The sequence below is a fragment of the Haloarcula sp. MBLA0163 genome, from assembly GCF_055632435.1.
The window spans coordinates 2,208,998-2,222,683 of sequence record NZ_CM145745.1; the positions used below are offsets into that span (position 1 = coordinate 2,208,998).

Consider the following 13,686-nt stretch of genomic DNA (forward strand, 5'->3'; position numbering starts at 1 on the left):
GGGCCGTCGACCTCCGACGAACGGTACCCGACAGTCCGGCTGCTCCGCACGGTTGCACCACCGTCTCCTGTCTCGCTCTGTCCTCGAACCCGCGAGCGCCCGCTACGGGTCGTACCGGAACAGCGAGTCAGCCTGGCTCGCCAGTTCGGCCGCGTCGCCGCCGAACGAGTCCGCGTAGCGAACGAGCAGCGTCAGAATCGTCTCCGGTTCGGTGACGGCGTAGCCGTCCTCGCGCGAGAGGAGGCCCGCCGATTCGAGGTCCGCGGCGTAGTTGCTGATGGTCGGCCGGGAGACGTCGAGCGTGGCCGCCAGTTCCGAGGCGGTCACCGTCGGGTCCCGCAGCAGCGTGACGAGCATCCCGCGCGGCGTCGCCCGTCGGAGGTAGCCGAGCGTCGTCCGCTCGAACTCGGTGAACTGGTCGGCAGGGAAGTACCGCCGGTAGTCGCCGTCCTTCTGTGAGGCGACGACGCCCTCGTTCTCGAGGCGGTGGAGGTGGTGCTGGGCCTCCCCGGTGCCCAGTTGCAGGTCGTCGCGCAGTTTCGAGAAGTGGGTGCCCGGGTGGGCCGAGACGTAGCCGGCGATGGCGTCCGGCGCGTCGCTGTCGCTCCCGTCGTCGGTGAACCGGACGAAGGGGCTGGCAGCGCCGAGGGCGGCGAAGCGGCGCAACGTCGCGCGCTTGTCCTCGTCGACGCCACCGTCCCGTGTCATACACGGGGAGAAGCGATTCTGCTACAAAACGTCTTCGGCTACGCTTATCGTTCCTCGCCCGTCGTGTCGTCCGGGCCGCCGGCGACGTCGGTCTTCTCGCCGTCTATCTCGGCGTCCATCTGCTCGATGACCTCGTCGGCGCTGTCGACGCCCGAGTCCTCGCCGTGCTTTATCTTCTGGGCCTCCTGCTCCATGGCTTCGACGTCGACCTCGGCCTCCTCGTCTATCTGGCCGAGGATCTCCTCGATGTCGTCCAGCCCGAGCATCTCGCGGGTCTCCTCGTCGAAGTCCAGTGCGTCGAGGACGTGGCCGTTCTCCTTGACGTCGGACCCGGTGAGGTGCTTGCCGTAGCGGCCCACGAGCGACGTGAGCTCCTGCGGGAGGATGAACGTCGTCGACTCGGACCCGCCGATGTCGGCGAGCGTCTCCATCCCCTTGTCGATGACGGCGCGTTCGCCCATCGACTCGGCGGACTTCGCACGGAGCACCGTCGAGATGGCGTCACCCTGCGCCTCCAGGATCTGGCTCTGCTTCTCACCCTGGGCGCGGATGATGTTGGACTGCTTGTCACCTTCCGCCGTCTCGATGGCAGAGCGACGCTCACCCTGCGCTTCGAGAATCATGGCGCGGCGTTTCCGCTCGGCGGAGGTCTGTTGCTCCATGGCCTGCTGGACGTCCTTCGAGGGGTTGACCTCACGGACCTCGACGGACTCGACCCGGACACCCCACTCGTCGGTGGGCTCGTCCAGTTCCTTCCGGATGCGCGCGTTGATCTCCTGGCGCTTGTTCAGCGTGTCGTCCAGTTCCATGTCGCCCAGCACCGCACGGAGCGTGGTCTGGGCGAGGTTCGAGACGGCGCGCTCGTAGTTGTCGACCTCGAGGAACGCCTTCTTCGGGTCCATCACCTTGATGTAGACGACGGCGTCGGCGGTCACCGGCGAGTTGTCGCGGGTGATGGCCTCCTGCCGCGGCACGTCGAGCGTCTGGGTCCGCATGTCGAACCGTGTGACGTCCGAGACGAAGGGATAGATGAAGTGAATCCCCTGGTCGAGGATGCCACGATAGGTGCCGAGGACGGTGTAGGCACCTTTCTGGTACGGGCGGATGATGACGACGCTGGAGTACACCAGCGCGATGGCGATGAGGAGGAAGATCACCGTGACGAACCCGATGATTCCCCCGATTTGCAGCGGCACTAGCGCGGGGAACATAACGGTTGAGACTCCGGGACGCTGAAAGAAAAGCCTTCGGTGCCTGTGTCACATACTGACGGTTCGCACAGTTACGCCCGCTCGGACTCGGTGTCGCGTTCCGGTTCGCTCGACCGGTCGCGTTCCAGCGCCCGGTCGATGTCGTCGTCGGTCGCGCCGACGGCCTCGACGGTGATGACGTTCCCGCCACCGGGGTCGACGACCATCACCTCGGCCCCCTCCTCGATGACGCCGTCGACGCTCCGGGCCTGGTAGTAGGGGTTGAAGCCGCCGTCCTCCAGTTTCACCTCGCCGGAGCTCTTGGTCACCCGCTCGGTGACGGTGCCGAACTGCCCCTGCAGGGAACTCGACGAGAGCGTCTGGCCCCGACCCGGCGCGGCGAAGTCGAGTTTCCGGTACCCCCACAGGGTCGCCGCCGTCGTGGCGAGGACGACGGCGGCGAGGATAATCGGCGCGAGGATGCCCAGACTCGCCGGGATGAACAGCCCCACGAGACCGGCGGTCAACAGCGCGATGCCGAGGACGAAGAAGTGCGTCCCCGGTGCGAGGGCCTCCGCCACGACGAGGCCGGCCCCCGCGAGGAACAGCAACAGCGAGAGCGACAGACTGAACAGTGGGTCGACCTGGGCGGGTGCGAGAGAGAGGGAGACCAGGGGGACTACCATATCCGAGTGTAGGGCGGGCGCGGGATTAAGTGTCGGGGTCGGTCCGGGTGAGCAGCGCGTAACAGACCGCCGTCCCCACCACGACGACGGCGGTGATCGTCGCGAGCGTCGTCGGCGCGTAGATGCCCGGTCCGGCCACCATCTGGCCGAGGACCAGCGCCGAGAGGTACACGCCGAGGGCGACGAAGAGGGTGTTCTCCAGCGTCGGCGTCCCCGGCGTCACCTCGACGTCGGGCGCGAACGACCCCGCGACGGCGCCCTCCTGGGTGTCGTCGGCGTCGCCCGCAGTGTCGATGACGTCGGCCTCCGTCGCGAACTCGTACGTCTCGACGAAGTCGTCGCTCGACTCGTCGAGGCGGTCGTCGTCGGACCCGTCAGCAGCCATATGCCCCCACGTATGCGTGTCTGCTACAAAAAGGGACGGAGAGCTACTGGACGCGCGTCCCGAGTGGCGCGTCCTCGTGGGTGGTCAGCAGGTCCGCCTCGTCGCCCGCCGCCAGCACCATCCCGTCGGACTCGATGCCGAACAGCTCCGCCTTCTCCATGTTGGCGAGCAGGATGACCCGCGTCCCCGGCAGGGCCTCGACCTCGTGGAGCTCGGCGAGGCCGGCGACGACCTGTCGGACCTCGTGGCCGATGTCGACCTCCAGTTTGAGCAGTTTGTCGGCCCCGTCGACGGGTTCGGCGGAGACGATCTCGCCGACGCGCATGTCGATGCCCTCGAAGTCCTCGAAGCCGATGCGCTCGGAGACGAGCGGTTCGAGGTCGGCGGTCTCGGCCCCGTCGTCAGCGGCTTCCTCGTCGTCCTCGTTCGCCGCCTCGATACGCGCCTGCAGTTCCGCGTTCAGCTCCTCGATGTGGTCGTCCTCGACCTGTTCGAACAGTTCGTCGGGGTCGTCGAACTCGGCGGGCGGTGCCTCCAGCGCGGTGTCGAGCGAGACGTTCGCGACCGAGCCCTCCTCGCCCAACTGCCCCCAGAGCCGTTCGGCCTTGCCCGGCAGGACCGGTTGCATGACGACGGCGACGGCCTTCGTCAACTGGACGCAGTCGCGGATGACCTGTTGGGCGCGCTCGGGGTCGTCGTCGACGAGGTTCCACGGCTCGTTGCGCTGGATGTACTCGTTGCCGTAGTTCGAGAGGTCGATGGCGACGTCGGCGAGCGTCCGCACGTCGTAGTCGCGCACGGCGGCCGCGAAGTCGTCCAGTGCGTCCTCGATGCGGTCGCGCACGTCGTCGCTGACGCTGGCGTCCGGGGTGCCGTCGTAGTTGCGCTCGGCGAACAGCAGCGAACGGTAGATGAAGTTGCCGACGTTGCCGACGAGTTCGCCGTTGACCCGCTCCTGGAAGCGGTCCCACGAGAAGTCGACGTCGGTCTCCAGGCCCGCGCCGGTCGCGATGTAGTACCGGAACAGGTCGGGGTGGAAGCCGGCGTCTAAGTACTCGTCGGCCCAGACCGCCCGGTTCCGGGATGTCGAGAGGGCGTTGCCGTCGATGCCGACGAACCCGGTGGCGAGGATGGTCCGCGGCTCGTTGTAGCCCGCGCCCCGCAGCATGGCGGGCCAGAAGACGGCGTGGTGCTGGATGATGTCGCGCCCGATGACGTGGATTATCTCCCCGCTGTCCTCGCTCCACTCCTCGTCCCACTGGGTGCCGTGTCGGGCCTCGCCGTCGACCTTCCAGACGTCCTCCCAGTCGTACTCGTCGGCGCCGACGCGCTCGGAGTACTGCTTCGTCGAGGCGACGTACTCGATGGGGGCGTCGACCCAGACGTACAGCACGAGGTCCTCGCCCTCGTCGCCGGGGTAGTCCACGCCCCAGTCCATGTCCCGCGTGATACAGAGGTCCTGCAGTTCGCCCTCGATCCACTCGCGGGGTTGGTTCTGCGCGTTGTCGGTGCCCTCGACGCGGTCGAGGAAGCCCTGCAGGTACTCCTGGAAGTCCGCCAGTCGCAGGAACTTGTGTTCGCGGGTGCGGTACTCCGCGGGGTTGCCGGTGATGGTGCTGACCGGGTCCTCTATCTCGCCGGGTTCGAGGTGGCGCTGACACCCCTCGTCGCACTCGTCGCCGCGGGCCTGTTCGCCGCAGTACGGACAGGTGCCCTCGACGAAGCGGTCGGGGAGCGGCTGGTCCTCCTCGGTGTCCCACGCGACCTGGATCTCCTTCTCGTGGACGTGGTCGTTGGCTATCCACGAGCGGACGAACTCCTGGGTGAGTTCGGTGTTGGTCTCGTCGTCGGTGTGGCCGTAGTTGTCGAACTCGACGTTGAACTGCGGGAACGTCTCGGCGTACGTCTCGTGGTACTCCATGGCGAACTCGCGGGGCTCGACGCCCGCCTCGGCGGCGTTGACGGCGACCGGGGTGCCGTGCATGTCGGACCCGCAGACGAAGGCGGTCTGCTGACCGAGGCGTCGCAGGGCCCGCGAGAGGGCGTCCCCGTCGACGTAGGTCCGCAGGTGGCCGACGTGCAGGTCGCCGTTCGCGTACGGCAGCCCGCAGGTCACCACCGCTGGCTGCTCCGTCGGGAACTCGTCGTGGCTCATACCTGTCCGTGAACCGCCGACGGGTCAAAAGGAGGTTGGTTTCCGCCGGTGGCGCACGGTACCGGACCAGGCAGTGCGAGCCCCGACGGAACGGGGACGAAGGGGTCGGCCAATCGTGTCGAGACGCGGGCCTCCCGCGATAGTTTAACGTAGTAGTCGGCAGACGGGGGCCCTATGTCCCGAAACGAGGACTACGAATACGAACTGACCGCCACTCGCGCGGAGACCGCTGCCGTACTGAGCGACGTCGCGGCGGGGCTTCTCGCTGGATCGGTCCGCTTCGGCGACGGCCCGGACGCCGTCGCAGCCGACGTCCCGGAAGAGGTCGAACTCGAAGTCGAGTTCGAGACGGACGAAGACGGAGCGAGCCTCGAAGTCGAGATGGAGTGGCCCCACTCGAACGGCGAGGAAGCCGCCGCGCCGGTCGAGGGACAGCCCGGGCCGGCAGACGAAGACCCCACTCCCGCCGAGACAGCGGACGAACAGTCCACCGCCGGTGAGCCGGTCGAAGGGCACCACACTCCCGGTGAGTCGGCGAACGAAGACTCCGCTCGCGTTGAGCCAGCGGACGAACACCCCGCTCTCGCTGAGTCAGCGGACGAACAGCCCACCCCCGTCGGGGCCGCGGACGGGACGGAGTCGGCGGCCCGGTTCGAACTCTTCCGTGACCGGGCCGACGAGTGGCGCTGGCGGCTCCGCCACCGAAACGGGAACGTCATCGCGACCAGCGGCGAGGGGTACACGCGTAAACACAACGCCCGGAAGGGCCTCCGGAGCGTCGTGCGGAACGCACCGGCCGCGGCGGTCGAGGAAGAGCGCTAGTCACGGACGGTGGTCGGAGGCGACGCCGGAACGGCTCTCCCGTCGTTCTGCACCCCGACCGATAGAGAACTCACAGCAGCGCCAGCGTCCCGCTCGCCAGGCCGAGCGTGAAGAGCAGTCGCCCGGCGCTCCCGGCGAAGGTGGCCGCCCCGAAGCGGAGGTAGTCCTCCTCCAGCACAGTGAACGCGTAGATAGAGAGCGTGTCGGGGAAGAACGGGACACAGAGCGCCAGCGCGAGGCCGACGTAGCCGTACCGTTTGGCGAGCTTGATGGTCTTCTTCTCGGACCACGAGATGATGTCGAACCGGGAGCGCTGGATCCACCGGACGAGCGGGCCGTACTCCTTGGCCTCCTGCCCGATGTGGAAGGCGAAGAGGCTCCCGACGGCCTTCCCGAACGCGCTGACGACGATGATGGCCGCGAGGTTACCCGTCGTCGAGAACCCGAGGCGGAGCGTCTCGGCCGGTACGAGGACGACTTCGCTGGGCAGTGGGAGAATGAAGGCGATGAGGAACGAGTAGACGGCGATGATAGCCAGCCCCGTCGGTCCGGTGGCGGTACAGACGGCCTCCTCCAGGGGCGAGAGGGCGGACCCTGTCGTGCATTCGCCGACCAGCGCAATCAGCGTCGGGAGCGGGGCTACCGAATCCACACTGGCCGATTACCCATACGGGGTCCTAAAGCTTGGTATGTGCGCTCCGGAGACGTTGGTAGCGAGCCGTCGACGACCTGACAGAACCGGGCGCTCGGGGACGGGTCCCGCGCTCAGTACCAGTCTAAGTCCGCGACGAACGACCGGAGCATCGACCGGTTGACGTGGGGCATGCAGACGACGCGCATCTCGCCGGCGCCCGTCTTCGAGACCCGCCAGCCGCGGTCGCGCAGTTCGTCGGTCATCGGCACCGAGAGGTCGGCGGCGACGAGCGGGAGTTCGGGGTCGACGACGTCGTGGCCGCGGGCGCGTAACTGGTCGGCGAGCCACTCGGCGTTCGCCATCGAGCGCTCGTACTGCTCGCGGTAGCCGGCCGGCCACAGCGCCTCCATCGCGGCGACGGCCGACGCGACGCCGGCCCCCGACCGCGTGCCCGTCAGCGTCAGCTGGCTCGTCGACTCGAGGTAGGGCGTCTCGACGGCCAGTTCGTCCAGCAACCGCTCGTCGCGGGCGAGCAACCCGCCGGCGGGCACCGCGGCCTGTCCGACCTTGTGGGGGTCGATGGTCATGGTGTCCACGTCAGCGTGGCCGAAGTGCCAGTCGTGGTCGGTGAATGGAAGGTAGAACCCGCCCCAGGCGGCGTCGACGTGGCAGAGCGCGTCCGCGTCGTGCGCGAGTCCGGCGATGGCCGGGATGGGGTCGACGTAGCCGTACTCCGTCGACCCGGCGACGCCGACCACACAGACCGTATCCTCGTCGACCAGTTCGGCCATCGCGTCGAGGTTCACGCGGTGGTCCTCGGCGGGTGCCGTCCGCAACTCGACGCCGAGGACGTCTGCCGCCTTGGTGAACGAGAAGTGGGCGTGGACCGGCGCCACGACGTTGGGGTCGTCGGTGTCGGCGCGGTTACGCGCGATGCGGACCGCCTGAACGTTGGCCTCCGTGCCGCCGGAGGCGACGTAGCCCGCCGGGTCCGGCAGGCCGGTCACTTCGCCGAGGTAGTCGACGGCCTCGGCCTCGAGGTCGGCGACCGTCTCGTACGTGCCGGGGTCGCCGGGGTTGGTCGCGAGGAAGCGTTCGGCGGCGTCGCGGGCCGCGGGGTGAGGGACGGTACACATCGAGGAGAGTACCCGGTCGAAGTCCTGTGGCTCGGCCCGCTGAAGCATTCTACCGGGAGGCACGAGTGCGAGCCGTTTAGCCGTTTTGCTCGGCCGAGCGTCACGTCGGCGTCGCCCGACTCACCAGTTCGACGGGCCGATCTTCTTCGTCGCCTTCGCGCGGAACCCCGTCGGTCCCACCTGCGACTCGAAGACGGTCTGGCGCTCCGTGTCCAGCGCGCCGCCGAAGGAGCCGACCCGCATCGTCCGGTAGGTCTCGAACCCCTTGTCGTTCGAGTAGAAGTACACCGCGCCGTGGAGCAGGCCGTGTATCTGCTCGTCCGCGCGCACCGCGCTGGCCTGCCGGTCGAGTTTGACGTAGGCGACGTTCCCCCAGTTGACCACGGCCTCACGGAGACCGATCAGGAACGCGGTCACGCGGCCCTGCGAGAGGCCGAACTGCCGGGCGCGTTCGAGGTCGGTGAGCGAGTCGACGACGACGATGTCGTCCTCGGCGGCGGTGATGCGGTCGCCGATGTCGTTCAGGAGGTCGGCGAACGTCTCGTCGTCGGGCGCCGCCGCGACCGGCTCGTCCGATTCCGGGGCCTCGATGTCGCCGTCGCTCCGCCGGGCCTCGAACAGGGCGGGCGGCACCGGGAGCAGTTCCATGAACCGCTGGGAGAAGTCGGCGACGGTGAGGTTCTCGGTCAGCGCGTCGAACTGGTAGCCGTCGAGGACCGCGTCGAGTTCGCTGTAGACGTGGTCGCGGTCGTTCGTGAGCGTGATGTAGGTGACCTCGTCGGGAATCACGTCCCGTCGCCGCGAGATGCCGCCCGGGACGAGGTCCGGGTCGTGTCTCGCCAGCATCAGCGTCGCCAGACTCGTGTACGTGAACGCGTCGCCGCCGGCGTCGGCCGCGCCGGCGAGCAACACCGTACTGCCCGTCGGAATCCCGCGGACGTTCCCGTCGAGGCCGGGGATGCCGAAGGGGATGTAAGAGACCCCCTCGCTGATGCTCTTGGCTTCCGCCGTGGATGGCCGAGACATACCCGTCGCAGGACGCGAATTGCAAAAAATCTGGTGTCCGTCGAGGCGGCTGTCAGCGGACGGATTCGAGCAGGAGGCGCTGCTCGACCCGCTTGACCTCGTGCTGGACGTCGCGTACGGCGTCGATGTTCGCAGAGATGGAGGTGACGCCCTCGTCGACGAGGAACTGGACCATCTCCGGTTTCGAGGCCGCCTGCCCGCAGATGCTCGTCGCCACGTCGTGCTCGCGGCAGGTGCCGATGACCTGTCCCATCAGGTCCAGCACGGCGGGGTGGAGTTCGTCGAAGCGGTCGGCGACGTTGCCGTTGTTACGGTCGACCGCCAGCGTGTACTGGGTGAGGTCGTTCGTGCCGAACGAGACGAAGTCCAGCCCCGTCTCGCACAGGTCCTCGATGCAGAGCGCGCTGGCGGGCGTCTCGACCATCACGCCCCAGTCGCGCTTCTCGGGGTCGATGCCGACCTCCCGCATCAGCGACTTCGCGCGGAGGACGTCCTCGGCGTCGGTCACCAGCGGCAGCATCAGTTCGACGTTGTCGTAGCCGAGTTCGTAGAGGCGCTCGAACGCCCGGAGTTCGAGTTTGAACTCGCCGGGGCGGTCCAGTGAGCGCCGGATGCCCCGATACCCCAGCATCGGGTTGTGCTCGCTGGGTTCGTCCTCGCCGCCCTGCAGCTGGCGGAACTCGTCGGAGGGGGCGTCGAGCGTGCGGACGCGTACCGGCCGCGGGTAGAACGCCTCGGCGACGCTCCGTACCCCTTCGACGATCTCCTCGATGTAGGCGCGTTCGCCGTGGTCCTCAACGTAGCGGGCCGGCGTCTTGTCCGTCGAGAGGATCATGTGCTCGATGCGGAGCAACCCGACGCCGTCGGCGCCAGTCGCGGCGGCCCGCTCGGCGGCCTCCGGAATCGAGACGTTGACCTTCACCTCGGTGCCGGTCATCGGCTTGACCGGCGAGTGCTGCTGGTCGACGTCCGGGGCGGCCGGTTCGGACGCCTCGTCGTCGGCCTCGTCTATCTCGGTGCCCTGTTCGACGGTGCCCATGTCGCCGTCGATGGTGACTATCTGGCCGTCGCGGAGGCGTTCGGTGGCGTCGTCGGCGCCGACGACGGCGGGCACGCCGAGTTCGCGCGAGACGATGGCCGCGTGACTCGTCATCCCGCCCTGGTCCGTGACGATACCGGCGGCACGTTTCATCGCCGGCACCATGTCCGGCGTCGTCATCTCCGTGACGATGACGTCGCCCTCCTCGACCTTGTCGAGGTTGTCCAGTTTCGTCACGATGCGGACCTCCCCGGTCACGCGGCCCGGACTGGACCCGATGCCCGAGAGGCGGACGTCCTCGCCCTGGCCCTCCATCGACCCGCCGTCGGCGACGCCGGCGCTCTCGCCGGACGCCGCGGCGTCGACCCCCTCGTCGATGGTCGTTATCGGGCGGGACTGGAGGACGTACACCTCGCCCTCGTAGATGGCCCACTCGACGTCCTGTGGGGTACCGTAGTGGTCCTCGACGCGTTCGCCGACCTCGACGAGGCGGTGGATCTCCTCGGCGGAGAGGACGCGCTCGGTGCGCTTCTCCTCGGGGACCGACCGCTCGACCGTCTCGCCGTCCTCGCCGCGGACGCACATCACCTTCTTGTCGGCGACGGTGACCTCCTCGATCTCTTCGGTGTCGCGGTCGACCACGTAGTTGTCCGGCGAGACGGCGCCGGAGACGACCGCTTCGCCGAGACCCCACGCGGCCTCGAGGATGGCCGTGTTCGCGCCGGTCGAGGGGTGGCTCGTGAACATGACGCCCGACTTCTCGGCGTCGACCATCTGCTGGACGACGACGGCGATGTCCACCATGTCGTGGTCGAACCCCTGCTCGTTCCGGTAGTAGATGGCCCGCTGGGTGAACAGCGACGCCCAGCACTCCTTGACCCGGCGCAGGAGGTCCGCCCGCGAGACGTTGAGGTAGGTGTCCTGTTGGCCGGCGAAGGAGGCGTCGGGCAGGTCCTCGGCCGTCGCCGAGGACCGGACCGCCACGTCCTCGTCACCCATCTCGTCGTAGGCAGCGAGCAGGTCCTCCCGGACCGACTCGGGCGCGTCGGTGTCCAGGATGAGTTCCTGTGCCCGCTCGGCCGCCTCCGCGAGAGCGTGTGAATCGTCGCTGTCGACGTCGACCACCGAGAACAGTTCGTCGTCGATACCGGTTGCTTCGATGAACGACCGGTACGTGTCGGCAGTGACGACGAACGCCGACGGGACGGGCAGTCCCGCCGCGGTCAGTTCTCCGAGAGACGCCGCCTTGCCGCCGACCCGCTGCAGGTCGTCGGCACCGATCTCGTCGAGCCACAATGTAGGCATTGACTCGTGTGCTGGTTTACGAACGACCGTTATGGACTTTCCGGTGGCGGCATCTTCGGGGGGGCGTTCACTCGAATCCGAGCGAACCTACACCTCGAGGATCTCGTCGTCCTCGTCGGCCGCAGGCACCGTCAGCGCCCCGTCGAGCGTCGTGACGGCCCGCCCACCGACCCACACCTCGTGTCCGTCCGTGTCGACTTTTACCGTGCCCGGCCGGTCGAGGAAGTGGCCCTGTTCGACGACCACCTGTTCGACCGTACTGTCGATGGCGCCGTAGCGGCGGATGTACGCCCCACAGGCCCCGGCGGCCGTGCCGGTCACCGGGTCCTCGGTGATGCCAGCCCGGGGTGCGAACGCGCGGCCGTGGAGCGTCGACCGGCCGTCGACGGTGTCGAAGGTGAAGGCGTACAGACCCATCGCGTCGACCGACTCACAGAGCGCCTCGATGGCCGCGGGGTCCGGGTCGGCGCCGCTGAGGTGCTGGAAGTAGTTGACCGGGACCAGCAGCCACGGGAACCCGGTGTCGCCGACGGCGAGCGGGAGGTCCGCCCCCACGTCCTGTAACGTCGCCACGTCGACGCCGACGGCGTCGGCCGCGTCGTCGAGCGAGCAGTCGACCTCCCGGATGTCGGCCTCGCCCTGTTCCATCCACACCGTCCCGTCCGCCTTCGTCTCGACGTCGAGGACGCCGCGTCCGGTCGCCATCGTGTGCTGGCCCGTCTCGACGGTGCCGCGGTCGAAGAGGGCGGCGTGGGCCGCGATCGTCGCGTGGCCACAGAGGTCCACCTCCCGCTCGGGCGTGAAGTAGCGCAGGCGCCGGTCGGCGTCCGCGCTGTCGAGGACGAACGCCGTCTCGCTGGCGCCCAGTTCGCCGGCGATAGCCTGCATCTGGTCGTCGGTCAGTCCGTTCGCGTCCGGCACCACCCCGGCCGGGTTGCCCGCCATCGGTTCCGCGGCGAACGCGTCGACGAGCAGGGCCTGTCGCGTCTCCATGGCACCGTGTTGTGGGACCCCGCGGATAACAGTTCGTGCTACCCGGCGCGGTTACAGCCGTGAAAAGTGGTAACAAACGACGAACGACTAAACGGCCCCCCTGCGAAGTGTAGCACGTATGACGGTACTGGAACCGCTCGCGTTCGAGACCGAGTCGGACCGGCGCATCTACCAGTTCGTCGACCGACACGGCGCCCCCTCGGTGGCCGAGGTGCGCGACGCCGTCGACGTCCCCGACGACGAGTTCGACGAGCGTCTCGGCTACCTGCAGGACCGCGGCTACGTCGACCGACAGGACGGGACGGTCGAACTCGGGCTGGACGCCGGGGCAGAGACGGAGTACGAGACGCCGGACTTCACGTACGTCGTCCGGCCGGCCCGCGAGGAGGACTTCGAGGCGCTGGTCGACACGATACGGACCGTCACCGACCGACAGACGTACGTCATCGGTGAGAACCTCGTCGAGGAGCTACAGTACGAGAACACCGTCACGCGGCACAACACCGTCTGGTCGCGCCTGTTCTTCGTCGCCGCCGTCGACGACTACATCGTCGGGTGGTCACACCTCACCCTGCCACAGACCGAGAAACTGCAGGGGACCGCCGAACTGACGCTCGGCGTGCGCCGGGACTACCGCGGCTACGGCATCGGCGAGCGGCTGCTGGACCGGGCGCTGGACTGGGCGGAGGCCCACGGCTACTGGAAGGTGTACAACAGCCTCGCGCGCACCAACGGCAACGCCATCACGTTCCTCGAACGGCACGGCTGGGAGCAGGAGGCGGTCCGGGAGAACCACTACCTGCTCGGCGAGAAGCGCGTCGACGAGGTGATGCTCGCGTACACGTTCTGAAACCGTTAAGGCCGCCCGCCCACGCCCCTCTGTATGGGCGAGTTACCGGAGGAGTTCCCGTGTACCATCACCAACTGGGAGTACATCTACGGCCTGTGTCGCGACGTGGCCGACGACGTGAAGGCCGCCGACTTCGAGCCGGACGTGGTCGTCGCGCTCGCGCGCGGTGGCTGGTTCGCCGGCCGCTGTCTGTGTGACTTCCTCGGCCTCGACGACCTCGCGAGCCTGAAGGTCGAACACTACGTCGGCACCGCCCAGCAGGGCGGCGAACCCGAGGTGCGGTACCCGCTGGCCGACGGCGCCGTCGAGGGGAAGGACGTCCTCGTCGTCGACGACATCGCCGACACCGGCCAGTCCATCGAGACGGCCGCCGAGTGCGTGCGCGACCGGAACCCGAACAGCGTCCGCACCGCCACGCTCCAGCTGCTCCAGACCAGCGAGCACGAACCCGAGTTCGTCGGCGAGCGGTTGGACGAGTGGGCGTGGGTCGTCTACCCGTGGAACTTCGTCGAGGACATGATAGAACTCGTCGCCGGCGTCATGCAGAAGAGCGACCGAGAGGTCCACACCGAAGACGACGTCCGGGCGCTCCTCCGGGAGTACCACGACGTGAGCCACACGGCGATGGAGATAGCACAGCCGGACCGGTTCGACGAAGTGATGACCGAGATGGTCCGCCGGGACGTGGCCGTCGCTACGGACGACGGCTGGCGACTCAGCGACGGCTAGAACGGGCCGTCCTGCGACGGGAACCGGC

At 68.3% G+C, this 13,686-nt stretch carries 13 protein-coding genes; 3 read left to right on the forward strand and 10 right to left on the reverse strand.

The window, feature by feature from the left end:
* Window positions 1–102 precede the first annotated feature (102 nt).
* The 5 genes from ACV7GQ_RS11775 to metG all read right to left on the reverse strand — a co-directional run bounded on the left by ACV7GQ_RS11775 (window position 103) and on the right by metG (window position 5,124).
* On the reverse strand, window positions 103–708 hold the full coding sequence (locus tag ACV7GQ_RS11775) for a winged helix-turn-helix transcriptional regulator (protein ID WP_470310431.1): 606 nt from the start codon (window positions 706–708) through the stop codon (window positions 103–105).
* 44 nt (window positions 709–752) lie between these two features.
* Window positions 753–1,919, reverse strand: a complete 1,167-nt coding sequence (locus ACV7GQ_RS11780) for an SPFH domain-containing protein (RefSeq protein ID WP_470310432.1) — start codon at window positions 1,917–1,919, stop codon at window positions 753–755.
* 71 nt (window positions 1,920–1,990) lie between these two features.
* Window positions 1,991–2,584, reverse strand: a complete 594-nt coding sequence (locus ACV7GQ_RS11785; RefSeq protein ID WP_470310433.1) for an NfeD family protein — start codon at window positions 2,582–2,584, stop codon at window positions 1,991–1,993.
* A 25-nt stretch (window positions 2,585–2,609) separates the two neighbouring features.
* Window positions 2,610–2,969, reverse strand: a complete 360-nt coding sequence (locus ACV7GQ_RS11790) for a DUF7312 domain-containing protein (RefSeq protein ID WP_470310434.1) — start codon at window positions 2,967–2,969, stop codon at window positions 2,610–2,612.
* Between the two features lie 43 nt (window positions 2,970–3,012).
* A complete protein-coding gene (gene metG / locus ACV7GQ_RS11795; protein WP_470310435.1) occupies window positions 3,013–5,124 on the reverse strand; it encodes a methionine--tRNA ligase in 2,112 nt (703 codons plus the stop codon).
* A gap of 174 nt (window positions 5,125–5,298) precedes the next feature.
* On the opposite strand from metG, the gene ACV7GQ_RS11800 reads away from it, so the two are divergent.
* Window positions 5,299–5,946, forward strand: a complete 648-nt coding sequence (locus ACV7GQ_RS11800; RefSeq protein WP_470310436.1) for an HVO_2922 family protein — start codon at window positions 5,299–5,301, stop codon at window positions 5,944–5,946.
* A 70-nt stretch (window positions 5,947–6,016) separates the two neighbouring features.
* Here the strand turns inward: ACV7GQ_RS11800 and ACV7GQ_RS11805 are convergent, their stop codons facing one another.
* The 5 genes from ACV7GQ_RS11805 to ACV7GQ_RS11825 all read right to left on the reverse strand — a co-directional run bounded on the left by ACV7GQ_RS11805 (window position 6,017) and on the right by ACV7GQ_RS11825 (window position 12,079).
* Window positions 6,017–6,598, reverse strand: a complete 582-nt coding sequence (locus ACV7GQ_RS11805) for a YqaA family protein (protein WP_470310437.1) — start codon at window positions 6,596–6,598, stop codon at window positions 6,017–6,019.
* A 113-nt stretch (window positions 6,599–6,711) separates the two neighbouring features.
* The gene (gene mfnA, locus ACV7GQ_RS11810) at window positions 6,712–7,764 is read right to left on the reverse strand and encodes a tyrosine decarboxylase MfnA (RefSeq protein ID WP_470310438.1); all 1,053 of its coding nucleotides are present in this window, start codon (window positions 7,762–7,764) and stop codon (window positions 6,712–6,714) included.
* Between the two features lie 72 nt (window positions 7,765–7,836).
* The gene (locus ACV7GQ_RS11815) at window positions 7,837–8,742 is read right to left on the reverse strand and encodes an RAD55 family ATPase (RefSeq protein ID WP_470310439.1); all 906 of its coding nucleotides are present in this window, start codon (window positions 8,740–8,742) and stop codon (window positions 7,837–7,839) included.
* Between the two features lie 52 nt (window positions 8,743–8,794).
* Window positions 8,795–11,086: a phosphoenolpyruvate synthase gene (gene ppsA, locus ACV7GQ_RS11820; RefSeq protein WP_470310440.1), complete on the reverse strand. Its 2,292-nt coding sequence runs from the start codon at window positions 11,084–11,086 to the stop codon at window positions 8,795–8,797.
* 87 nt (window positions 11,087–11,173) lie between these two features.
* Entirely contained in the window at window positions 11,174–12,079 is a 906-nt protein-coding gene (locus ACV7GQ_RS11825) for a PhzF family phenazine biosynthesis protein (RefSeq protein WP_470310441.1), read from the reverse strand.
* Window positions 12,080–12,197: 118 nt separating this feature from the next.
* On the opposite strand from ACV7GQ_RS11825, the gene ACV7GQ_RS11830 reads away from it, so the two are divergent.
* Window positions 12,198–12,929 (forward strand): GNAT family N-acetyltransferase, encoded by a 732-nt coding sequence (locus ACV7GQ_RS11830; RefSeq protein WP_470310442.1) that lies wholly within the window; start codon window positions 12,198–12,200, stop codon window positions 12,927–12,929.
* Between the two features lie 33 nt (window positions 12,930–12,962).
* Window positions 12,963–13,658, forward strand: a complete 696-nt coding sequence (locus ACV7GQ_RS11835) for a phosphoribosyltransferase (RefSeq protein ID WP_470310443.1) — start codon at window positions 12,963–12,965, stop codon at window positions 13,656–13,658.
* The last annotated feature ends 28 nt before the right edge of the window (window positions 13,659–13,686 follow it).